Below are 23,545 nucleotides of genomic sequence, written 5' to 3'. Positions count from 1 at the left end.
TTTTGCCCCTTTTGGTCCGACCAACGAGCCCGTCATGACGAATCGCATCGCGCCCGCTTCTCCAACCATGCTGCCCCGAGTATTGCTGGTGACCTCCGAAGCCCTGCCGCTGGCCAAGACCGGCGGCCTGGGCGACGCGGTGAGCGGATTGGCGCGATCGCTGCGCGAAGCGCACGTCGATGCCACCATCCTGATGCCCGCCTATGCCAGCGCGCTGCACACCGCCAGCGGACTGCAGGAAGTGGCGCGCCTGCCAGGCCTGGTCGGCGGCGACGCCACGGTGCTGGCGGGCTGGATCACCGAGTTCGAAGTTCCTGTCTTGCTGCTGCGCAACGACGCTTTGTATCTGCGGCCCGGCAATCCCTACATGGATCCCGAAGGGCGCGAGTTCGAGGACAACGGCGTGCGTTTCGCGGCGCTGGCGCAGGCGGCGGCCCGCATCTCGATGGGCGACACGCCGATCCGCGTGCCGCACGTGGTCCACGCGCACGACTGGCATGCCGGGCTGACGCCGCTGTTCCTGCACGCGGCCGGCTACAAGCGGCCCAAGACCGTGCTGACCATCCACAACCTGGCCTTCCAGGGCAACTTCCCGATGTCGCTGGCCGACCTGCTCGACGTGCCCGACGTCTACAAGGGCGTGGACGGGGCCGAGTTCTGGGGGCAGTTCAATTTCCTGAAGGCCGGCATCCGCTACGCCGACAGCGTCACCACCGTCAGCGAGACCTACGCGCGCGAGATCCTGACTCCGCGCTTCGGGCACGGCCTGGAAGGCCTGCTGCAGACGCGCGCGGCCGACCTGCGCGCGATTCCCAACGGCATCGATACCGAGATCTGGGATCCGGCGGTCGACCCGTTCCTGAACGAGCATTTTTCGCCGATGGATCTGCGCGGCAAGATCCGCAACAAACTGGAACTGCAGGACAGCTTCGGCCTGCCCACCGACCCGGAAGCGCCGCTGCTGGTGATGGGCAGCCGCCTGACCCACCAGAAGATGGCCGACCTGGCGGTGCACGCCTTCCCGCGCGTGCTCGACGCCCATCCGCGGCTGCAGGTGGCCGTGCTGGGCTGCGGCGACAAGGGCTTCGAAGAGGCGCTGGCCGCGCTGGCGCGGCGCTATCCCAACCGCTTCGGCATCCACATAGGCTACGACGAACGGCGCGCCCACCTGCTGCATGCGGGCGCCGACATGCTGCTGCACGGCAGCCGCTTCGAACCCTTCGGGCTGACGCCGATCTATTCCATGCTGTACGGCACGGTACCGATCGCGTCGCGCCTGGGCGGCCTGGCCGATACCATCGTCGACGCCGAGGCGGGCGGCACCGGCATCCTGTTCGACGGCGACACGGCCGACGACATGGTGGCGGCCATCGAGCGCGCCCTCGGCCTGTTCGCCCAGCCGCAGCAATGGCAGGCCATGCAGAAGAACGGCATGACCACCAATTTCGGCTGGGAACCGTCGGCCGCCAAGTACATCGAACTATACCGGGCGCTGGCGCCGGTGGCCCCGGTCGGGGCGCCGATGGTGGCGCCGCGGCCGGCCGCGCCCGATGTCGCCGTCGCCGATACCGGCGCGGCCGGCAAGGCACCCGCGCTGATCGACACCCACACCAAAAGGAAGCGTGCCTGATGACGGACCGACGCCACAGCCTGCCGAGAATCTACGATCTTTCCACTCGGCACCTGGGCGCGATCCGGACAGACCAGGCAGAAGTGGCACCGCCGTGGGCCGACGCGCTGGACCGGGCGGCCGGCCTCGGCTTTGCCCAGGCGCTGGCGGCCATCGACGATGCCGCCGATGCGGCGCCGCTGGCCGCCGCCTGCCGCGCGCGGGGGCTGGAACTGTGGGTGCGGCTGTGCCCGGCCGAGGTGGTGGCCGGTTCCGAGGCGGCCCGCGCGCTGCCTTCCCACTATCCGCCCCCTCCGGCCGGCGACGGCGCCCTCGACCCGCGCCGCCCGATCGACGGCGCCGTCCGCATCGGCCTGGCCTGGCACGATGACGCCACCGCGGCCTGGACCGACTACTGGGCCGGCCACCTGGCCGCGCTGGCGGCGGCCGGCGCCGCCGGCTTCCTGTTCCTGCTTCCCCATGGCGTGCCGGCTGCCGGCTGGCGGGCGCTGCGCGCGCGGCGCGACGGCGGCGGCCTGGCCGATTGCCGCCTGGCCGCCTGGACGCCGGGCGTGCCGCGGGCGGCGCTGGCCGGGCTGCGCGAGGCGGGCTTCGATACCGTCTTCGGCTCGCTGGCCTGGTGGGATTTCCGCAGCGGATGGCTGTGGGAGGAATACCGTGCACTGGACGTCATCGGCCGGGTGGCGGCCTTTCCGGCCAGTCCCTTCGACCCCGGCGCGGCCGACGTGCCCGGCGACCCCGCCCAGCGCAGCCGCGCCGCGCGCCGCGCGTTGTGGGCCTCGGCCGCGCTGGGCCAGGGCTGGCTGGTGCCGATGGGCTTCGAGCTGGGCGGACCGGCCGGCGCGGCGGGGCAGGGCGCCGGCGCCGACATCGAGCCGGGCGGCGCGCTCGACCTGGCGGCCGATCTGCGGGCAGCCAATGCCTGGCTGGCCCGCCTGGAATCCGGCGGCGCGCGCCTGCGGCCGCTGACCGGCGTCGATGCGCCCGCCACCGCGATCTGGCGCGAACAGGCCATGGACAGCCGGCAGGCCATGGAAGGCGAACCGGCGCATGCCGCCTGGCTGGTGCTGATCAACCCCGACCTGCACCTGGGCGCCGACGTCGACTGGGCCGCGCTCGCCGCCCGCCTGCCGGGCGCCGCGCAGCACCGGGGCGCGCAGGGCACCAGCATCACGGCGGCCGAAGCCGGCAGCCTGCCGCCCGGCCTGCAGGCGCTGGAGCCGGGCGAAGTGCGCATCGTCATGCTGGAGCCGGCCGAGCCGGTGGTCCTGCTGGCCCGGCCCACGCGCCCCCAGCTGAAGAAGCGGCTGGCGGCGGCGCTGCAGGCGCCGCGGGTGGCGATCGAGAACGTCGAGCCCACGGTCGACGGCGGCCGCTTCGCGCTCAAGCGCACGCCCGGCCAGCCGGTGGCGGTGCAGGCCGACATCTTCATGGACGGCCACGACAAGATCGCCGCCGCCGTGCTGTGGCGGCCGGCCGATTCGCGCGAATGGCGCAGGGCGCCGATGGCGCACGTGGGCAACGATCGCTGGCAGGGCAGCTTCGCGGCCGAACGCGTGGGCATGCATTATTTCGCCGTCGAGGCCTGGCGCGACACCTTCGCCACCTATCGCGACGAATTGTCGAAGAAGCGCGCCGCCGGAGTCGACGTGACGGTCGAGCTGGAGGAAGTCCGGCGCTGGACCGCCGGCGTGCTGGAGGCCGCGCAGGCGGCGGACGACGAGGCGCTGCGCGCCGATGCCGGCGCGGCGCTGGCGCGGTTGCGCGGCCGCGATCCGGCCGGCCTGCCCGACTGGATTCTGTCCGACGCCGCCGCCGCGCTCATCGCGCGCGCCGACCCGCGCGGCTTCGCGTCGCGCTCGGCCGAATTCCCCGTCAACGTCGAACGCCGCGCCGCCGAATTCGCCAGCTGGTACGAACTGTTCCCGCGCTCGCAAAGCGGCGACCCGGCGCGCCACGGCACCTTCGACGACGTGATCGCGCGCCTGCCCGAGATCCGCGACCTGGGCTTCGACGTGCTGTACTTCCCGCCCATCCACCCGATCGGCCGCAAGAACCGCAAGGGCCGCAACAACAGCCTGTCGGCCCAGCCCGGCGACCCGGGCAGCCCTTACGCGATCGGCTCGGAGGAGGGCGGCCACGACGCCATCCACCCGCAGCTCGGCACGCTGGAAGACTTCCGCCGGCTGGTGGCGGCCGCGCGCGAACACGGGCTGGAGATCGCGCTCGATTTCGCGATCCAGTGCTCGCCCGACCATCCCTGGCTGCGCGACCATCCCGAATGGTTCGCATGGCGCGCCGACGGCTCGCTGCGCTACGCCGAAAACCCGCCCAAGAAATACGAAGACATCGTCAACGTCGACTTCTACGCCGAGGACGGCGGCGACGCCGCGGCGGCGCTGTGGAACGCGCTGCGCGACGTGGTGCTGATGTGGGCGCGCGAAGGCGTGCGCACCTTCCGCGTCGACAACCCGCACACCAAGCCGCTGCCGTTCTGGGAATGGCTGATCGCCGAGGTGCAGGGCCGCTACCCCGATACCGTGTTCCTGTCGGAAGCCTTCACCCGCCCCAAGGTGATGTACCGGCTGGCCAAGCTCGGCTTTTCGCAGTCCTACACCTATTTCACCTGGCGCGAGCGCAAGCAGGAACTGGCCGAGTACCTGCTGGAGGTATCCAGCCCGCCGGTGGCCGACCATTTCCGCCCGCATTTCTTCGTCAACACGCCCGACATCAATCCCCGCTTCCTGCAGTCCTCGGGCCGCGCCGGCTTCCTGATCCGCGCCGCGCTGGCCGCCACCGGCTCCGGCCTGTGGGGCATGTACAGCGGCTTCGAGCTGTGCGAGGCGGCGCCGGTGCCGGGCAAAGAGGAATACCTCGATTCCGAGAAATACGAGATCCGCGCCTGGGATTGGGACCGCCCCGGCCACATCAAGGCCGAGATCGCCGCGCTCAACCGCATCCGGCGCGACCAGCCGGCCTTGCAGAGCCATCGCGGCCTGGGCCTGGTGCGGGTCGACAACGATGCGCTGCTGGCCTACACCCGCTTCACTCCCGAGCGCGACAATGTCGTGCTGGTGGCGGTCAGCCTCGACCCGTTCGCGCCGCAGGGCGGCACGGCCGAGCTGCCGCTGTGGGAGTTCGGGCTGCCCGACGACGGCACGCTGCAGGCGCAGGACCTGCTCGAGGGCCATCGCTTCGCCTGGCACGGCAAATTCCAGTATCTCCGGCTCGAGCCCGGCCGGCCCTATGCGATATGGCGGATTTCCCTGCGCGCGTGACGATCCGCCGCCTCACCGCCGATAGCGAGACGATATGAACAACAAGCGTTTCACTGCCGTCAATGCGCCCAACCGCGACGATCCGCTGTGGTACAAGGACGCGGTCATCTACCAGCTGCACGTCAAGTCCTTCTTCGATGCCAACAACGACGGCGTGGGCGACTTCGCCGGCCTGATGAGCAAGCTCGACTACATCGCCGAGCTGGGCGTGGACACCATCTGGCTGCTGCCGTTCTACCCCTCGCCGCGGCGCGACGACGGCTACGACATCGCCGAATACCGCGGCGTGCACCCCGACTACGGCGACCTGGCCGACGCCCGCCGCTTCATCGCCGCCGCGCACGAGCGCGGCATGCGGGTGATCACCGAACTGGTGGTCAACCACACCTCCGACCAGCATCCGTGGTTCCAGCGCGCGCGGCGCGCCAAGCCCGGCTCGGCGGCGCGCAACTTCTACGTGTGGTCCGACAACGACCAGGCCTACGCCGGCACCCGCATCATCTTCCTCGACACCGAAAAATCCAACTGGACCTGGGATCCGGTGGCCGGCGCCTATTTCTGGCACCGCTTCTATTCGCACCAGCCCGACCTCAACTTCGACAATCCGCAGGTGGTCAAGGCGGTGCTCAGCGTGATGCACTTCTGGCTCGACCTGGGCGTGGATGGCCTGCGGCTGGACGCCGTGCCCTATCTGGTGGAGCGCGAGGGCACCAACAACGAAAACCTGCCCGAGACCCACGCCGTGCTGCGCCGCATCCGCGCCGACCTCGACGCCTCCTACGACGGCCGACTGCTGCTGGCCGAGGCCAACCAGTGGCCGGAAGACGCGCAGGAATACTTCGGCGCCGGCGACGAATGCCACATGTCGTTCCACTTCCCGCTGATGCCGCGCATGTACATGGCGATCGCGCGCGAAGACCGCTTCCCGATCGTGGACATCATGCGGCAGACGCCCGACATCCCGGAAAACTGCCAGTGGGCGGTGTTCCTGCGCAACCACGACGAGCTCACGCTCGAAATGGTCACCAGCAGCGAGCGCGACTACCTGTGGTCGGTCTACGCGGCCGACCGCCGCGCCCGCATCAACCTCGGCATCCGGCGCCGGCTGGCGCCGCTGATGGAGCGCGACCGCCGCCGCATCGAGCTGATGAACTGCCTGCTGCTGACCATGCCCGGCACGCCGGTGATCTACTACGGCGACGAGATCGGCATGGGCGACAACGTGCACCTGGGCGACCGCGACGGCGTGCGCACGCCGATGCAGTGGTCGCCCGACCGCAACGGCGGCTTTTCGCGCGCCGAGCCCGAGAGGCTGGTGCTGCCGGTGCTGATGGGCACGCTGTACGGCTACGAAGCCGTCAACGTCGAATCGCAGGCGCGCGACCCGCACTCGCTGCTGAACTGGATGCGGCGCATGCTGGCCAAGCGCCGCCAGTACCAGGTGTTCGGGCGCGGCACGCTGCGCTTCCTGTTCCCCGGCAACCGCCAGATCCTGGCCTATCTGCGCGAACACCAGGACGTGGCCATCCTGTGCGTGGCCAACCTGTCGCACACGCCGCAGGCGGTCGAGCTGGACCTGAAGGAGTTCGCCGGCCGGGTGCCGGTCGAGCTGAGCGGCGGCACCTCCTTTCCTGCCATCGGCCAGCTCACCTACCTGCTGACGCTGCCGCCCTACGGTTTCTACTGGTTCGAGCTGAGCGCCCAGGCCGCGCCGCCCACCTGGCACCTGGCCACCGCCGATCAGCTGCCCGAATTCCACACGCTGGTGCTGCGCGGCAATACCGGCTACCTGCTGATGCCCGGCTCGCGCCAGACGCTGGAGCACGTCGTGCTGCCGCAGTACCTGGCGCGGCGCCGCTGGTTCGCGTCGAAGAACCAGCAGATCACGTCGGCGCGCGTGGTCTACGGCGCCCGGATGCGGGCCGGCAGCGCGGAAACCGAACAGGAAGAACTCTACCTGGCCGAGATCGAGGCCGACGTCGGCGACGGCAAGGAGCGCTACGTGGTGCCGCTCGGCCTGATCTGGGAAGAAACGCTGCCGCCGCTGCCGATGCAGCTGGCCATCGCGCGGGTGCGGCGCGGGCCGCTGGTGGGCATGGTCACCGACGCCTTCAGCCTGCGCCGCTTCGCCGTGGCGATGGTCGAGAACCTGCGCGCCGCCACCGAACTGCAGCTGCCGCCCGGCGCCGGGCCGCAGGGCCGCATCCGCTTCCTGCCCGAGCCGGGGCTGGAGAACGTCACGCTCGACGACGACACGGCCGTGCGCTGGCTGTCGGCCGAACAGTCCAACAGCTCGCTGGTGATCGGCCAGTCCGCCGTGCTGAAGGTGGTGCGGCGCGTGGTCAAAGGCATCCACCCGGAAGGCGAGATGACGCGCCACCTGACCCGCCTGGGCTTCGGCAACACGGCCAGCCTGCTGGGCGAAGTGGTGTGCGAAGGCGCCGACGGACAACACACGCTGGCCCTGCTGCAGCAGTACGTGTCGAACCAGGGCGACGCGTGGACCTGGACCATGAATTACCTGAGCCGCACCCTGGACAATGCCGCGCTGGTCGACGAAAGCGCCGAAGACTACGAGCAGGAGCTGCTGGGCTACGCCGCGCTGGCTTCGGCCATCGGCCGCCGGCTGGCGCAGATGCACGCGGTGCTGGCGCAGCCGTCCGACGATCCGGCCTTCGCGCCCGAGCCGGCCGGCCGCGACGGCGTCGCCCGCTGGGCCGAAGAGGCCGGCGCCATGCTCGACCGCGCGCTGGACGCTCTGGCCGGCGTGCGCGAATGGACCGACGAGACGCTGCGCAACCTGGCGCAGTCGCTCATGGCCCGCCGCGCCGAGCTGCGCGCCAGCCTGCAGGGCATGGCCGCGCGCATCGACGACGCCCGGCTGACCCGCATCCACGGCGATTTCCATCTCGGCCAGGTGCTGGTGGTGCAGAACGACGCCTTCCTGATCGACTTCGAAGGCGAACCGGCGCGCACCATCGACGAGCGCCGCGCCAAGAGCAATCCGCTGCGCGACGTGGCCGGGCTGCTGCGCTCCTTCGACTATGCCGCGGCCGCGGCCGCCGGGCAGGCCGCCGCGTCGCCCGCCACGGCGGCCGGCGCCACGCCGGTGCAGGCGGTGGCGCAGCGGCGCGACGTGCTGCTCGAACAATTCCGCCAGCAGGCCACCGCGGCCTTCCTGCAGGCCTACCGCGAGGAGGCTGGGGCCGCGCCGCACCAGTGGTACGACGGCGCCTCCGAGCAGACGCTGCTGGACCTGTTCCTGCTGGAGAAGGCCGCTTACGAAATCTGCTACGAGGCCGCCAACCGCCCGGCGTGGCTCGGCATCCCGCTGCGCGGGCTGGCGCAGCTGGTGGCGCGCATCGAAGGCACCGACGCCGGGGACGACGATGTCGAAATCTGATCCGCAAGCTTTGCCGCCGGCGCTGCCGGCGGCCATCGACGCCCTGATCGCCGGCCGCCACCGCGACCCCTTCGCGGTGCTGGGGCCGCACGAGGAAGACGGCCGCGTGTTCCTGCACGCCTTCGTGCCCGGCGCCGCCGGCGTATCGGCGGTCTCGGCCGCAGGCGAACAGGTGGAGCTGGAGCACGTGCGCGACGGCTTCTTCCGCGCCGCGGCCAGCCCCGGCTTTGCCGGTTCGCCGCGCGCCTACCGGCTGCGCATCCGCTGGCCGGCCGGCGTACAGGACACCGCCGACCCCTACGCCTTCGGCATGTTGCTGGGCGAACTGGACCTGCACCTGATCGCCGAAGGCCGCCACCTGGAACTGGGCGACTGCCTGGGCGCGCACTGCATGGAGATCGACGGCGTGCCGGGCGTGCGCTTCGCCGTCTGGGCACCCAACGCGCAGCGCGTGTCGGTGGTGGGCGATTTCAACGCCTGGGACGGCCGCCGGCATCCGATGCGGCTGCGCTTCCCGGCCGGCGTCTGGGAACTGTTCGTGCCCGGCCTGGCCGCCGGCGACCGCTACAAGTTCGAACTGCTGGGGCCCGACGGCGCGCTGCTGCCGCAGAAGGCCGACCCGCTGGCGCTGGAAGCCGAGCCGGCGCCGGCCACCGCCTCGGTGGTGGCCGACCCGGCGCCGTTCGCGTGGACCGACGACGCCTGGATGCGGCGCCGCCTCGAAACGCCGTTGCGGGCCGCGGCCATGTCGATCTACGAGGTGCATGCCGGCTCGTGGCTGCGCGATGCCGGCGGCCAATCGCTCGACTGGAACGGCCTGGCCGAGCGCCTGATTCCCTACGTGGCGGAAATGGGCTTCACCCACGTGGAACTGCTGCCGGTCATGGAACACCCCTTCGGCGGCTCGTGGGGCTACCAGCCGCTGGGCCTGTACGCGCCCACCGCCCGCTTCGGCCGGCCGCGCGACTTCGCCCATTTTGTGGATCGCTGCCACCAGGCCGGCATCGGCGTCATCCTCGACTGGGTGCCGGCCCATTTTCCGTCCGATCCGCACGGCCTGGCCCGCTTCGACGGCACCGCGCTGTACGAATACGCCGACCCGCGCGAGGGCTATCACCAGGACTGGAACACGCTGATCTACAACCTGGGCCGCAACGAAGTGCGCAACTTCGTGCTGGCCAGCGGGCTGGCCTGGCTCAGGCGTTTCCACGTGGACGGCCTGAGGGTCGACGCCGTGGCCTCGATGCTGTACCGCGACTACAGCCGCAAGGAAGGCGAGTGGCTGCCGAACTTCTACGGCGGCCGCGAGAACCTGGAGTCGATCGCCTTCCTGCGCGAGCTGAACCAGGAAGTCCACGCGCGCTGCCCGGGCGCGATCACGGTGGCCGAGGAGTCGACCGCCTGGCCCGGCGTGACGGCGCCGGTCGAGCACGGCGGCCTGGGCTTCGACTTCAAGTGGAACATGGGCTGGATGCACGATACGCTGCGCTATATGGAGCGCGATCCGCTGTACCGCCGCCATCACCACGACGACATGACCTTCGGCATGGTCTACGCCTATTCCGAGCAGTTCGTGCTGCCGCTCTCGCACGACGAGGTGGTGCACGGCAAGGGTTCCCTGCTGGGCAAGATGCCGGGCGACCGCTGGCAGAAATTCGCCAACCTGCGCGCCTATTTCGGCTTCATGTGGGCGCATCCCGGCAAGAAGCTGCTGTTCATGGGCGGCGAGCTGGCCCAGCAGGGCGAATGGAACCACGATGCCCAGCTCGACTGGGACGCGCTGGCTGACCCGCTGCCGGCCGGCATGCAGAAGCTGGTGCGCGACCTCAACCGTTTCTACGCGGGCGCGCCGCCGCTGTACCGCCACGACGCCGAGCCGGCGGGCTTCGAGTGGCTGGTCGGCGACGACCGCGCCAACAGCGTGTTCGCCTTCCTGCGCCACGGCGGCGGCCGGCAGGTGCTGGCCGTGTGCAATTTCACGCCGGTGCCGCGCACCGGCTACCGCGTCGGCGTGCCGCGCGGCGGCTGGTGGCGCGAGGCGCTCAATACCGATGCCGCGGCCTACGGCGGCTCCAACTGCGGCAACGGCGGCGGCGCGCAGGCGATCGACGCGCCGGCGCACGGCCGGCCGTACAGCCTCGAGCTGACGCTGCCGCCGCTGGCCACGCTATGGCTGGAACCGGCAGATTGACGCAATGATGCCGCACGTCGCCGATCGGCTGCTGCCGGGCGCGCCCCATCCGCTGGGCGCGCACTGGGACGGCCTGGGGGTGAACTTCGCCGTGTTCTCGGCCCACGCCTCGCGCATCGACCTGTGCGTGTTCGACGAGGCCGGCCGCAAGGAGCTGCGCCGGCTGCCGCTGCCCGAATGCACCGACGAAGTCTGGCACGGCTACCTGCCCGACGCCGGGCCGGGGCTGGTGTACGGCTATCGCGCCCACGGCCCCTACGACCCGCACCACGGCCACCGCTTCAACCCGCACAAGCTGCTGCTCGATCCCTACGCCCGCAAGCTGCGCGGCACGATCCGCTGGACCGACGCGCTGTCGGGCTATCGCGTGGGCCACCAGCGCGAAGACCTCAGCTTCGACCGCCGCGATAGCGCCGCCGCGATGGCCAAGGCGGTGGTGGTGGACGAAGGCTTCGACTGGCAGGACGAGCGCGCGCCGCGCGTGCCGTGGTCCGACACCGTCATCTACGAAGCCCATGTGCGCGGCGCCACGATCCGGCGCGACGACCTGCGGCCGCACGAGCGCGGCACCTTCCGCGCCCTGTCCGACCGCCGCTTCATCGAGCACCTGCAGCGGCTGGGCGTGACCGCGGTCGAGCTGCTGCCGGTGCACGCCGTGCTGCAGGACCGCTTCCTGGTGCAGCGCGGCCTGCGCAACTATTGGGGCTACAACACGCTGTCGTTCTTCACGCCCGAGCCGTCCTACCTGGCCACCGGCGAACTCAACGAAATCCGCGCCGCGGTGCGCCGGCTGCATGCGGCCGGCATCGAAGTCATCCTCGACGTGGTCTACAACCACACGGGCGAGACCGACCACTTCGGCCCCACGCTGTCGTGGCGCGGGCTGGACAACGCGAGCTATTACTGGCTGGTGGCCGGCAGCCCGCGCCACTACATCAACGACACCGGCTGCGGCAACACGCTGAACCTTACGCACCCGCGCGTGCTGCAGATGGTGATGGATTCGCTGCGCTACTGGGCCACCGCCTTCCGCGTCGACGGCTTCCGCTTCGACCTGGGCGCGGCGCTCGGGCGCGAGCACGGCGGCTTCAACCCGGGCTCGTCGTTCTTCGACGCGCTGCGCCAGGATCCGGTGCTGTCGCGCCTGAAGCTGATCTCCGAATCGTGGGATCTGGGCCCCGACGGCTACCAGGTCGGCCGCCATCCGCCCGGCTTCGCGGAATGGAACGACAAATTCCGCGACACGGTCCGCCGCTTCTGGCGCGGCGACCTGGGCCAGCGGCCCGACCTGGCCACCCGGCTGGCCGGCTCCGGCGACCTGTTCAACCATCAGCACCGGCGGCCGTGGGCATCCATCAATTTCGTCACCGCGCACGATGGCTTCACGCTGCGCGACCTGGTCAGCTATCAGGTCAAGCACAACGAGGCCAACGGCGAGGCCAACCGCGACGGCCGCGACGACAACCTCAGCAGCAACTGGGGCGCCGAAGGCGAGACCGGCGACGCCGGCATCCGCGCCACCCGCGCCACCGTGTCGCGGGCGATGCTGGCCACCGTGATGTTCTCGCACGGCACGCCGATGCTGCTGGGCGGCGACGAATTCGGCCGCACCCAGCGCGGCAACAACAACGCCTATTGCCAGGACAACGAAGTGTCGTGGTTCGACTGGCGCCTGGCCGGGTCGGACGAGGGCCGCGCGCTGCAGGCCTTCGTCGGGCGGCTGGCGGCGCTGCGCCGCGCCCATCCCTCGCTGCGCGGCATCCGCTATGTGGCCAGGGACCGCACGGTCGCGCCAGGGGTGCCCGAGATGCTGTGGTTCGACCGCGAGGGGCGGCAGCTGTGGGACGAGGCCTGGCGCGACCCTGAGGCGCGCGCGCTGGGCCTGTGGCGGGCCGCGCCGGATGCCGGCGGCATCGACCTGACGCTGACGCTGTTCAACGGCAGCGGCGATGCCGAAACCTTCACGCTGCCCGCGGCGCCCGGGGCATGGCAGTTGCTGGTGGATAGCGCGCGGCCCGAGGCCGGCCCGGACTTCCACCCCACCGGCAAGACCGGCCGCCGCGCCGACGACCGCGCCGACGTCGGCAGCGGGACCCTGGAACTCGCGCCGCGCAGCGTGGCGCTGCTGGCCTGCAGGAAACCGGCATCATGAACGCAATCTCGAACGACGCATCCTGGAACGATTTCGGCGCGACCTTGCTCGGGCCCGCGTCCACCCGCTTTCGCCTGTGGGCGCCGGGCGTGGACGCCGCCTCGCTGGAATACGAAGGCGCCGCCGGCTTCGCCGAACTGCCCATGCAGCCGACCGGCGGCGGCTGGTACGAAACCGTGGCGCCGTGCGGCGCCGGCACGCGCTACCGCTACCGCGTCGCCGGATTGACCGTGCCCGACCCGGCCTCGCGCATGCAGGACGGCGACGTGCACGATGCCAGCGTGGTGGCCGATCCCGGCGCCTACCGCTGGCGCTGCGCGGGCTGGCGCGGGCGCCCCTGGCACGAAACCGTGCTGTACGAAGCCCACGCCGGCGCCTTCGGCGGCTTCGCCGGCCTGGCGGCGCAGTTGCCGCGGCTGGCGGCGCTCGGCTTCACGGCGATCGAGCTGATGCCCATCGCCGATTTTCCCGGACCGCGCAACTGGGGCTACGACGGCGTGCTGCCGTACGCGCCCGACCGCGCCTACGGCACGCCCGACGAGCTCAAGGCGCTGATCGACCGCGCCCATGAACTGGGGCTGATGATGTTCCTCGACGTGGTCTACAACCACTTCGGCCCCGAGGGCAATTACCTGCACGCCTACGCGCCCGCCTTCTTCCGCGACGACGTCCGGACGCCATGGGGGCCGGCGATCGATTTCCGCCGGCCCGAGGTGCGGCGCTTTTTCACCGGCAACGCGCTGTACTGGCTGGACGAGTTCCGCTTCGACGGCCTGCGCCTGGACGCCGTGCACGCGATCGCCGATCCCGGCTGGCTCGACGAAATGGCGGCCGAGGTGCGGCGCGCCTTCGGCGGCGGCCGCCACGCGCACCTGGTGCTGGAGCACGACGGCAACCGCGCCGGCCACCTGGAGCGCGACTTCGACGCGCAATGGAACGACGACGGCCACCACGTGCTGCACCACATGGTGTCGGGCGAGGCCGACGGCTACTACGGCGACTACGCCGACGCGCCCGGCCGCCACCTGGCGCGCTTCCTGGCCGAAGGCTTCGTCTACCAGGGCGAGCCGTCGCCGTACCGCGGCGGCCGGCCGCGCGGCGAACCGTCGGCGCAGCTGCCGCCCACGGCCTTCGTGCTGTTCCTGCAGAACCACGACCAGATCGGCAACCGCGCCTTCGGCGAACGGCTGCTGACGCTGGCCTTGCGCAACGGCCGCGTGGGCGCGCTGCGCGCGGCGGTCGCGGTGCTGCTGCTGTCGCCCCAGATCCCGCTGGTGTTCATGGGCGACGAATTCGGCGCGCAGGCGCCGTTCCTGTACTTCACCAGCCATCCGCCGGAGCTGGCGGCCGCCGTGCGCGAAGGGCGCCGCCAGGAATTCGCGCACTTCCCGGCGTTCGCCGATGAACAGGCGCGCGCGGCGATTCCCGATCCGAACGCGCCGTCCACCTTCCTGGCTTCGGTGCCGGACTGGCCGGCACCGGCCGCGGGCCTGCCGGCGCAGCCCGATCCGGTTCCCTGGCCGGCGCCGGCCGGCGAAAATCCGGTGCCGATCGGCGCCATGGAAGCCGGCGGCGCGCGGGTCCGCCTGCCGGACGACGAAGACTGGACCGCCTATTATCACGGCCTGCTGGACCTGCGCCGTTCCGCCATCATCCCGCGGCTGCGCGGCGCGCGCTCGCTCGGTGCCCAGGTGCTGGGCCCGCAGGCCGCCGTCGCCCGCTGGCGGCTGGACGACGGCGCGATCCTGGCGTTGTACGTAAACTTTGCCGCCGACGCGGTGCCGCTGGGCGGCGCGCTGCCGGCCGGCGAACCGTTGTTCGAAAGCGCGGGGGGCGCCGCCGCGGCCCTGGCGCAGGGCGACGTGGCCGGCGCCGCCGCGGTATTCCGCACGGAACAGGAAGCAGCTTGATGAATGACGACGATTTGCGCGCGCTGCGCGAGCTGGCCGAGGCCGCCGGCATCTCGGCCGACTGGCGCGATGCCGCCGGACGGCCGATGACGGTGGCGCCCGACGTGCTGCGCAGCGTGCTGGAAGCGCTCGACCTGCCAGCCTCGGCGCCGTGCCAGATCGCCGACAGCATCGACCGGCTGCGCTACGAGCGGGAGCACGAACCGCCGCCGCTGGTCACCGCCGCGCTGCGCGTGCCGGTGGAGCTGCCCGGCTGCGGCCGGCTGAATTCGCTGGATTTCCACCTCGAATACGAAGGCGGCGGCGTGGTCGACGGCGAAGCCCGACGCAAGGAAGGCGGCGCCGTCGTGCTGCCCGGCATCAATCTGCCCGGCTACCATCGCCTGTCGATCGGCGGCCACCACTTCACGCTGGCCGTCGCGCCGGGCGGCTGCTTCTCGCTGGCCGATGCCGTCGGCCGTCCGGCGCCGCGCGAATGGGCGTTGTCGGTGCAGCTGTACGGGCTGCGGCGCACCGCCGGCGCGCTGGCGGCGCCTGGCGGCTGCGGCGGCGTGGGCGACTTCACCGCGCTGGCCGAGACGGCCCGCGCAGCCGCGGCGCGCGGCGCCACCGCGATCGCGATCAGTCCGGTGCATGCGATGTTCAGCGCCGACCCCGGCCACTATAGCCCGTACAGTCCCTCCAGCCGCCTGTTCCTGAACGTGCTGCACGTGGACCCGGCCGACGTGTTCGGCGAGCCGGCGGTGGCGCTGGCCGCTTCCGCGCTCGGGCTGGGCAATGAATTCCTGCGGCTCGACCGCCGCGAGCTGATCGACTGGCCGGCCGCGGCGCGCGCCAAGCTGGCGCTGCTGCGCCATCTGTTCGCCGGCTTCCCAGGCAACGTCGGCAGCCGCGTCCACGAAGAATTCCTGGCCTTCCGCCGCGACGGCGGCCACATGCTGGAAGAGCACGGCCGGTTCGAGGCGCTGCACGCCTGGCACCGGCTGCGCGGCATCGAAGGCGGCTGGCGCGCCTGGCCGGCCGAACTGCGCCATCCCGACGGTCCGGCGGTCGAGGCCTTCGCGCGGCGCCATGCCGACGACGTCGATTTCCATGTGTTCCTGCAATGGCTGGCCGCGCGCGGGCTGGCCGGCGCCCAGGCGGCGGCGCTGGCGGCCGGCATGCGGGTGGGCGTGATCGCCGACCTGGCGGTGGGCACCGACCCGGCCGGCAGCCACGCCTGGAGCCGGCAGGGCGAGGTGCTGGCCGACCTGTCGCCCGGCGCGCCGCCCGACCTGCTGAACGCGCTCGGCCAGAGCTGGGGCCTGACCGCGTTCTCGCCGCGCGCGCTGGCGCGCAACGGCTACCGCGCCTTCGTCGAGATGCTGCGCGCGGTGCTGCGGCATGCCGGCGGCGTGCGCGTCGACCACGCGCTGGGGCTGGCCCGCATGTGGCTGGTGCCGCGCGGCGCGGCGCCCACCGAGGGCGCCTATGTACGCTACCCGTTCGACGACATGATGCGGCTGCTCATGCTGGAATCGTGGCGCCATCGCGCCATCGTGATCGGCGAGAACCTCGGCACCGTGCCCGAAGGCTTCAACGACCGCATCGCGCAGGCCGGCATGCTGGGCATGGAAGTGCTGTGGTTCGCGCGCCAGTATTTCGGCGACGAGGCCGGCTTTCGCGCGCCGCCAGCCTGGCCGTCGGAAGCCGCCGCGATGACCACCACCCACGACCTGCCCACCGTGGCCGGCTGGTGGGCCGGGCGCGACCTCGACTGGCGCGAGCGGCTCGGCCTGTTCGCCGAGGGCAGCGGCCCCGGGCAGCAACGCGCGCTGCGCGAGCGCGACCGCGGCCGCCTGTGGCAGGCGCTGGGCGAGGCCGGCCTGGCGCCCGGCGGCCACGAACCGCCGCCTGAAGAGCCGCCCATCGCGCCGGTGCTCGAATTCGTCGCCCGCACGCCGGCGCCGCTGGTCATCGTGCCGGCCGAAGACATCGCCGGCCAGGTCGAGCAGCCCAACCTGCCCGGCACCGTCGACAGCCATCCCAACTGGCTGCGCCGCCTGCCGCAGCCGGCCGCCCGGCTGTTCGACGATCCCGCCGCGCGGCAGCGCGCCGATGCCGTGCGGCGCGGGCGGGAGGCCGGATGAGCGCGCCTGCGCAAGTGCCGGCCGCAAGCGCCGGCGGCGACGCCGCCGCGCGGCCGCCGGTCGACGCGCCGCGGGCCACCGCCCGGCTGCAGTTCCACGCCGGCTTCACGCTCGACGCCGCGGCCGAACTCGTCCCGTACTTCCGCCAGCTCGGCATCAGCCACCTGTACGCATCGCCGCTGACCCGCGCCCAGCCCGGCTCGATCCACGGCTACGACACCATCGACTACACCCAGGTCAGCCCCGAACTCGGCGGCGAGGCGGCGCTGCGCCGCCTGGTCGAACGGCTGCGCGCGGCCGGCATGGGACTGATCCTCGACATCGTGCCCAACCACATGGCCACCAGCCACGAGAACCCGTGGTGGTGGAGCGTGCTCGAGCTGGGCCGCGCCAGCCCCCATGCCGGCTACTTCGACATCGACTGGGACGTGCCCGACCCGGCCCTGCGCGGCAAGCTGCTGGCCCCCTTCCTGGGCGACCCGTACGGCGTCGTGCTGGAAGCCGGCCAGCTCAGCCTGCAGCGCGACGAGCAAAGCGGCGAGTTCTACGTGGCCTACTACGACTCGCGCTTTCCCGTCTCGCCGGAAAGCGTGCCGCTGATCGAACGCCATCGCGCCGAGCTGCCGCAGGCCTACGATGCCGGCCGGCCCGACGGCCGCCGGCGCCTGCATGAACTGCTCGAGCGCCAGCACTACCGGCTCGCCTGGTGGCGCAGCGCGGCCGAGGAGATCAACTGGCGCCGCTTCTTCGAGATCAGCGACCTGGCCGGCCTGCGCGCCGAACGGGCGGAGGTGCGCGAAGCCACCCATGCGCTGACCTTCCGCCTGTACCGCCAGGGGCTGATCGACGGCGTGCGCGTCGACCACGTGGACGGCCTGGCCGACCCGGCCGGCTACTGCCACTGGCTGCGCCAGCGGCTCGACGACCTCGCGCCCCATCGCCCGCCCGGCGTGCCCGGCGGCCGCGCCTACATCGTGGTCGAGAAAATCCTCGCCGCCGACGAAGGCCTCAGCAGGCAATGGGACGTGGACGGCACCACCGGCTACGATTTCATGAGCGAGGCGGGCGCGCTGCTGCACGATGCCGCTGGCGAGGTGCCGCTGACCGCCTGCTGGCAGCGGATCTCGGGCGACACGCGCGCCTTCTACCGCATCGTCCACGACGTGCGGCGCCGGCTGATCGCGCAGAACTTCGCCGGCGAATTCGGCGCGCTGTGCAGCGTCCTGCACCGCATCGCCCGCGCGCAACTGGCCACGCGAGACTGGGGGCTGCCGGCGATACGGCGGGTCGTGACCGAACTGCTGGTGTTCTTTCCCGTCTACCGTACCTATGCCACCGAGGCCGGGCGCGCCTATGTCGACCAGGCCGTGTTTGCTTCCGCCGCGGGCGGCGCGCGCGGCAACCTGCAGCCGGCCGACCATGCGCTGCTGGATCTGATCGACGGCTGGCTGGGCGGCGAACCCCCGCGCGAGGCCGGCACGGAAGACGAACGCGCGTGGCGGCTGGAGGCCATCCGCCGTTTCCAGCAGCTCACCGCGCCGCTGTCGGCCAAGTCGGTCGAAGATACCGCCTTCTACCGCTATGGCCGCCTGCTGTCGCGCAACGAGGTGGGCGCCGATCCCGCCTCGTTCGCCATCGGCGTCGAGGACTTCCACCGCAAGGTGCTGGCGCGCGCCGTTTTCCCCGACGCGATGCTGGTGACGGCCACCCACGACCACAAGCGCGGCGAGGACGCCCGCGCCCGGCTGGCCGTGCTCAGCGAACTGCCCGGCCAGTGGCTAGCCCTGGCCGAACGCTGGTCGGAGCGCCACGAGCGGTTCAAGCAGTCCGTACGCGGCGTGCCGGCGCCGGCGGCGCCCGACGAATACATGCTGTACCAGACGCTGCTGGGCGCCTGGCCGGCCGACCTCGACCCCGGCAACGACGCGGGCCTGCGCGAACTGGCGGAGCGGGTCGCCGCGTGGCAGACCAAGTCGCTGCGCGAAGCCAAGCTCAGGTCGAGCTGGGTGGCGCCGGCCGATGCCTACGAAGAGGCATGCAACGCCTTCCTGCAGGCGCTGCTGGCTCCGTCCAACCGCGATACGCTCGGCGAACTGCACGCCTTCGTGCAGCGCATCGGCGTGATCGGCGCGATCAACAGCCTGGCGCAGCTGCTGTTGCGATGCACGCTGCCCGGCGTGCCCGACCTGTACCAGGGCACGGAGTTCTGGGATTTCAGCCTGGTCGACCCCGACAACCGCCGCCCGGTGGACTTCGCCGCGCGCCAGGCCGCGCTGTCGGCCGGCGGCGAGCCGGCGCAGCTGCTGCGCCAATGGCGCGACGGGCGCGTCAAGCAATATGCGCTGCAGCGGCTGCTTGCGGTGCGCCAGCAGCATGCCGGCCTGTTCCGCCATGGGCACTATCTGCCGCTCGCCGTGCAGGGCGATGCCCCCCACCGCGCCATCGCCTACGCGCGCACCCACGAGGGCAGGGCAGTGGTGGCCGTGGCGCCGCATTGCTGCGCATCGCTGGCGCTGAGCGGCGACGCCGCGCCCGACCTGCCGCTGGTGCCCCCGGCCCGCTGGGGCGACGCCGCCGTGGCGGTGGCCGACCACTTGCCCGATGGACCGCTGGTCAACGTCTTCACCGGCGCCGGGTGCTCCGTCAGCGGTGGCTTGCTGCCGCTGCGCGAGGTGCTGGCGGACTTCCCGATCGCGGTGTTGGTCACCTAGTCCGCGGCGGCGGCCTTTGCCGCGTTGTTGCCCCCGCACGCCTTCCGTTAAGCTTGGGCCTGACGAACGAAAGCAAGCCCGCCATGACGGCCCCCATTCCCTTCATTCCCGATCGCTTCAAGCTGGCCGCCGGCCACTACCTGACCGGGCGCCCGGCCTATTCGCCGGCGCTGATCCGGCGCGTGGCCGAGACCTGCGGCCTGGACCGCAGCGCCCGTCTGCTGGATCTCGGCTGCGGCCCGGGACAGCTTTCCCTGGCTTTCGCATCGTGGGTCGGCGCCGGCCTGGGCATCGATCCCGAGCCCGAGATGCTGCGCCTGGCCGCCGAACTCGGCGCCGCCATCGCCCCCAACATCGACTACCGCCAGGGCAGCTCCTATGACCTTTCGCCCGCCCTCGGCCGCTTCCGCCTGGCCGTCATCGGCCGTGCCTTCCACTGGATGGATCGCCAGGAAACGCTGCAGCGGCTCGACGCCCTGGTCGAAGCCGGCGGCGCCGTGGCCCTGTTCTCCACCTCCACCGTCCACGACGCCGCCTGCCCCTGGCTGGCCCAGTACCGCCAGACCATCGGCAACTACGCGCAAGACGAACCCGCGCGCCTGCAGCGCAAGGCCGACCAATGGGAAAGCCACGACGCCGTGCTGCGGCGCTCGGCCTTTTCCTCGCTCGAACGCATCTCCGTGGTCGAACAGCGGCGCGTCCCGGTGGAACGCCTGCTCGCCCGGCCGCTATCCATGTCCAGCCTCTCCCGCGAACGCCTGGGCGACAGGCTCGACCACCTGATCGCCGAACTCGATGCCTTGCTGGCTCCCCACGCGCGCGGCGGCGCGGTGGACGAACTGGTCGAATCCACCGCGCTGATCGCGCGGCGGCCGCTGGCCTAGCGGCCGATCTACTTGGTCAGGCGGAAGGCCAACCTCCACCAACTTGACAATATGCGCCATACCCATAATTATTATGGGTATGGTCGCTCCTATCCCGCTTCGCATGACGGATGCCAATTTCCTGCGCATCCTGCGGGAATTGTCATCCGTCACGGCCAATATCAAGCTTTCCAGGCACGCAAGAGAGAGGATGTCCGAGCGCGGATTCACTGTTGCCCAAATCTACGCCTGCGTACGCAGAGGCGTGATTTATGAGCCCGTACACCAGGATGTTCGTGGAGACTTCAAGTGCACCCTGCGCCACACTCACGCCGGCGATGAAATTCACGTCGCGGTAGCCCTGAAGCGCAATGCCCGCGGCGATTGGATTGCAGTTCTAACGGTGTTTTGAAAAAGGGGTTGCCATGTACCACTATACGGAATGTGGCCTTGATAATGTCTGGCTGATCAACGGCTTTACCGTCGAGACGATCGACGGCGAGGAATTCGTTTCATTCGAGGAGGCGGATGACCTCCATGCCGCAATCGGCCGCACGCTCGCCTCGAAGCCGAACCTGACAGCAGCCGAATTCAAGTTCTTGCGGAAGGAACTTGGCCTGTCTCAGAAGAGGTTGGCCGACATGCTCGGAACCAGCGAGCAGACGATATCCTTGTGGGAACGCGGCAGCGAGATTCCCAAGAGCACCGAGCGGCTTCTCAAGCTTGTCTATCTCGATCATCTCGACGGCAACGTCAAGGTGCACGAGATGATCTCGCGCCTTCTCGATCTTGACGCCAAAGAGGCTTCGAAATTCGTCTTCGAAGACACCAAGGCGGGATGGAGAGTAGCGGCATAGAGCGCCTGTGGCGCAATCAGAAGCATCTACCGCAATTCCAGCACGACCGGCTGGTGGTCCGACGCATTGCTGGCGGCGTCGACCTCGCAGCGCGCGACGCGCGGCGCGAGGTCGACGCTGACGAACATGAAATCGCAGGCGAACGGCCTTTCGGACCATTGCTGGTGGTCGTACAACCCCACCGTCGGTGCCCGCGGCGCATCAGGATGCGTGAGGCGCCATGCGTCGACGAAGTCCGTCGCGTCCGGTATCGGGTCCAGCATGCGGCGGTAGTGGGCCGAATCGAAGGCGGTGTTGAAGTCGCCGCATACGATGGCGGCGGCGGGGCGGGCGAGGGCGGCGAATGGCCCCTTGCCGGCGCGTGCCGGGCGGGCCGCATGGCCGCAGGCCTCGGCATGGATGGCCCGCAGCGCGTCGATCTGCGCGGCGCGCTGGCTGGCCGAGTAGTATTCCAGGTGGGTGGCGATGACGCGCACCGCTTCCGGCCCGGTTCCTATCGTCGCCTCGAGCGCCACGCGCTGCATCGAAGGCTGGGCGGGGTCGGCCGGCCACGGCAGCGTGTGCCGGATGACACGGCCCGCCGGCAGCCGGGTGGCGATGGCGTTGCCGAATTGGCGCCGGACGAAGCCGCCGCCGGCCGGCGGCAGGTCGGCGCCGATGGCTTCGATCACGGCAAAGCAGGGCAACAGCGATGCCAGTTCGGCGAACTGGTCGCCATGCGGGCCGCCGGGCAGGCCGCCGTCGGCGTCGGCCAGATCGAAGCCGCGCGATATCTCCTGCAGGCACAGCACGTCGAAATCGGCCACGCGCCGCGCTTCCCGCACGATACGGGCCAGGTCGACGCGGCCGTCGACGCCGCGTCCCCATTGGATGTTCCAATTGACGATGCGCATGGTGGTGCTCCCGTTCAGTGAAGGCTGCCGTCGTCCGCCAGGCTGCCGATGCGCGGCCCATCGCCGACGACCCGCAGGAAACCGAGAGGATCGTGCGTATGCGCGATAGCAATCATCATGCCGAAGCACAGCAGGGCAGCCGCGAACGCTGCCGCCTTGCCCGCGCGCGTGGGCGCCCGCCGCAGCGCCAGCGTGCCGAGCACGATGTACGTGGCCAGCAGCGCCAGCTTGGCCAGCAGCCACGGCGTTACGAATGGATCGAGCCGCAGCAGCGCCAGCAGCGACAACGCCGCCAGCAACAGCGCCGTATCGATGGCTTGGCTGAAGCAACGCACCGGCTGCGCCATCGGCGCCGCGCTGCCCAGCAGCACGGCCGCGCCTCGGCCTGCGAACAGCAGGCCGCTGAGCAGCGCCAGGCTTACGTGCGCCATCTTTAGCAGAAGATAGAGTCCGGCCATCGCCGGGAGCAGGGCGCCGTTCATGGAGATCTCCGGCGGCAGGCCGGCGAACCGGCCTGCCGCGGTTCGAGCCGCACGCGCCGCACCGTCGGCGCCAGATCAGTCCCGGGCAGCAGGTCGGCCAGCGTATAACCGTCCAGGTAAGCGATGAACTCCCGCAGCGCGCCCCCCAGCACGCCGGCCAGCCGGCAATCGCCCGTCAGCGTGCACTGGCTGCCGGTGGCGAAGCATTCCACCAGGTCGAAATCCGGCTCGATGCCGCGCACCACGTCGCCCAGCTTGATCTCGGCCGGCGCGCGCGCCAGCCGCATGCCGCCGCCCTTGCCGCGCACGGTGTCGAGCCAGCCCTGCTGGCCGAGCCGGTGCGTGACCTTCATCAGATGCGCTTCGGAAATGCCATGCGCCTGCGCGATCTCGGCAATCGTGCACAGTCGGCGCGGATGCCGCGCCACGTACATCAGCAGGCGCAGCGCGTAATCGGTCATCGTGGTCAGGCGCACGCGCGAACTCCGGTCACGACGGTTCGCGCGGCACGGCGAGGCGCCGGCGGACCAGGGTGGAGACGAAGGTCGCCTTGACGGCGGCGGCGGCCGGCGCCGCCGATGAGGCCGTCGCCGTGCCGGCGCCAGTGGCGAGCATGGTGGGCGCGGCATCCGGATCGCGGTCCAGCTGATAGCCCATCCACAGGCTTTGCGCGATGCGCCCGGCCAGCATGCAGGCCTGGTCGGCCATGGCGCGGTTGGGCTGTTCGAGCGCGGTGGCGCGGAACAGCCCCAGCCAGCGCTGGAACAGGTCGGCGCTCAGGTCGGGCAACGCGGCGTGGCGGGTCATCGGCGTGCCGGAAAAGCGGGCCGTGCCGCGCAGCAGCGACGACCAGAAGTCCACCAGCTTGGCCAGGTGGCTGTCCCAGTCGCGCACGTGGGTGTTGAAGATGGGGCCCAGGGCGTCGTCTTGCCGCACCCGGGCGTAGAAAGCATGGACCAGGCCGCGGATATCGTCTTCGGTGCATAGCGCGGGATCGGGCATGGCGCTTCTTCCTCCGGATTGAAGATTTATTTGAAATATATCTT

14 protein-coding genes and 1 pseudogene are annotated in these 23,545 nt (G+C 71.1%); 11 read left to right on the top strand and 4 right to left on the bottom strand.

From position 1 onward, the window contains the following. The first annotated feature begins 34 nt into the window (after positions 1-34). The 11 genes from glgA (at position 35) to ABD927_RS13930 (ending at position 21,124) form a co-directional block, all read left to right on the top strand. Entirely contained in the window at positions 35-1,630 is a 1,596-nt protein-coding gene (gene glgA, locus ABD927_RS13980) for a glycogen synthase GlgA (protein WP_345250446.1), read from the top strand. After that, a complete protein-coding gene (locus tag ABD927_RS13975) occupies positions 1,630-4,908 on the top strand; it encodes an alpha-1,4-glucan--maltose-1-phosphate maltosyltransferase (protein WP_345250445.1) in 3,279 nt (1,092 codons plus the stop codon). The genes glgA and ABD927_RS13975 overlap by 1 nt, the downstream gene beginning before the upstream one ends. Before the next feature lie 34 nt (positions 4,909-4,942). Beyond that, positions 4,943-8,311 (top strand): maltose alpha-D-glucosyltransferase, encoded by a 3,369-nt coding sequence (gene treS / locus ABD927_RS13970; protein WP_345250444.1) that lies wholly within the window; start codon positions 4,943-4,945, stop codon positions 8,309-8,311. Further along, on the top strand, positions 8,298-10,502 hold the full coding sequence (glgB, locus tag ABD927_RS13965; RefSeq protein ID WP_345250442.1) for a 1,4-alpha-glucan branching protein GlgB: 2,205 nt from the start codon (positions 8,298-8,300) through the stop codon (positions 10,500-10,502). The genes treS and glgB overlap by 14 nt, the downstream gene beginning before the upstream one ends. A gap of 7 nt (positions 10,503-10,509) precedes the next feature. Then, positions 10,510-12,654, top strand: coding sequence for a glycogen debranching protein GlgX (glgX, locus tag ABD927_RS13960; RefSeq protein ID WP_345250474.1), 2,145 nt, complete (start codon positions 10,510-10,512; stop codon positions 12,652-12,654). Further along, the gene (treZ, locus tag ABD927_RS13955) at positions 12,651-14,564 is read left to right on the top strand and encodes a malto-oligosyltrehalose trehalohydrolase (RefSeq protein ID WP_345250440.1); all 1,914 of its coding nucleotides are present in this window, start codon (positions 12,651-12,653) and stop codon (positions 14,562-14,564) included. The genes glgX and treZ overlap by 4 nt, the downstream gene beginning before the upstream one ends. Beyond that, positions 14,564-16,693 carry a 4-alpha-glucanotransferase gene (gene malQ, locus ABD927_RS13950; RefSeq protein ID WP_345250438.1) on the top strand — a complete coding sequence of 710 codons (2,130 nt, stop codon included), beginning with the start codon at positions 14,564-14,566 and terminating at the stop codon, positions 16,691-16,693. The genes treZ and malQ overlap by 1 nt, the downstream gene beginning before the upstream one ends. Further along, positions 16,690-19,404 (top strand): malto-oligosyltrehalose synthase, encoded by a 2,715-nt coding sequence (gene treY, locus ABD927_RS13945; RefSeq protein ID WP_345250436.1) that lies wholly within the window; start codon positions 16,690-16,692, stop codon positions 19,402-19,404. Before malQ ends, treY begins: the two co-directional genes overlap by 4 nt. An 83-nt stretch (positions 19,405-19,487) precedes the next feature. Beyond that, positions 19,488-20,288: a class I SAM-dependent methyltransferase gene (locus ABD927_RS13940; RefSeq protein WP_345250434.1), complete on the top strand. Its 801-nt coding sequence runs from the start codon at positions 19,488-19,490 to the stop codon at positions 20,286-20,288. A 103-nt stretch (positions 20,289-20,391) separates the two neighbouring features. Next, positions 20,392-20,679, top strand: a complete 288-nt coding sequence (locus tag ABD927_RS13935; RefSeq protein WP_345250432.1) for a DUF4258 domain-containing protein — start codon at positions 20,392-20,394, stop codon at positions 20,677-20,679. 13 nt (positions 20,680-20,692) lie between these two features. Further along, on the top strand, positions 20,693-21,124 hold the full coding sequence (locus ABD927_RS13930; protein ID WP_345250430.1) for a helix-turn-helix domain-containing protein: 432 nt from the start codon (positions 20,693-20,695) through the stop codon (positions 21,122-21,124). 26 nt (positions 21,125-21,150) lie between these two features. On the opposite strand, the gene ABD927_RS13925 is transcribed toward ABD927_RS13930, so the two are convergent. The 4 genes and pseudogenes from ABD927_RS13925 to ABD927_RS13910 form a co-directional block, all read right to left on the bottom strand. Next, a complete protein-coding gene (locus ABD927_RS13925; RefSeq protein WP_345250428.1) occupies positions 21,151-22,017 on the bottom strand; it encodes an endonuclease/exonuclease/phosphatase family protein in 867 nt (288 codons plus the stop codon). A gap of 14 nt (positions 22,018-22,031) precedes the next feature. After that, on the bottom strand, positions 22,032-22,499 hold the full coding sequence (locus tag ABD927_RS13920) for a SirB2 family protein (RefSeq protein WP_345250426.1): 468 nt from the start codon (positions 22,497-22,499) through the stop codon (positions 22,032-22,034). Next, positions 22,496-22,975 (bottom strand): RrF2 family transcriptional regulator, encoded by a 480-nt coding sequence (locus tag ABD927_RS13915; protein ID WP_345250424.1) that lies wholly within the window; start codon positions 22,973-22,975, stop codon positions 22,496-22,498. The genes ABD927_RS13920 and ABD927_RS13915 overlap by 4 nt, the downstream gene beginning before the upstream one ends. A gap of 124 nt (positions 22,976-23,099) precedes the next feature. After that, positions 23,100-23,501: pseudogene (locus ABD927_RS13910) on the bottom strand (group III truncated hemoglobin); the annotation flags it as partial. Positions 23,502-23,545: the final 44 nt, after the last annotated feature.

This window comes from Pigmentiphaga soli (genome assembly GCF_039541095.1).
GTDB lineage: Bacteria > Pseudomonadota > Gammaproteobacteria > Burkholderiales > Burkholderiaceae_B > Pigmentiphaga > Pigmentiphaga soli.
Note: the sequence above shows the minus strand (reverse complement) of the source record. Positions and strands in the feature narration are given on the sequence as shown.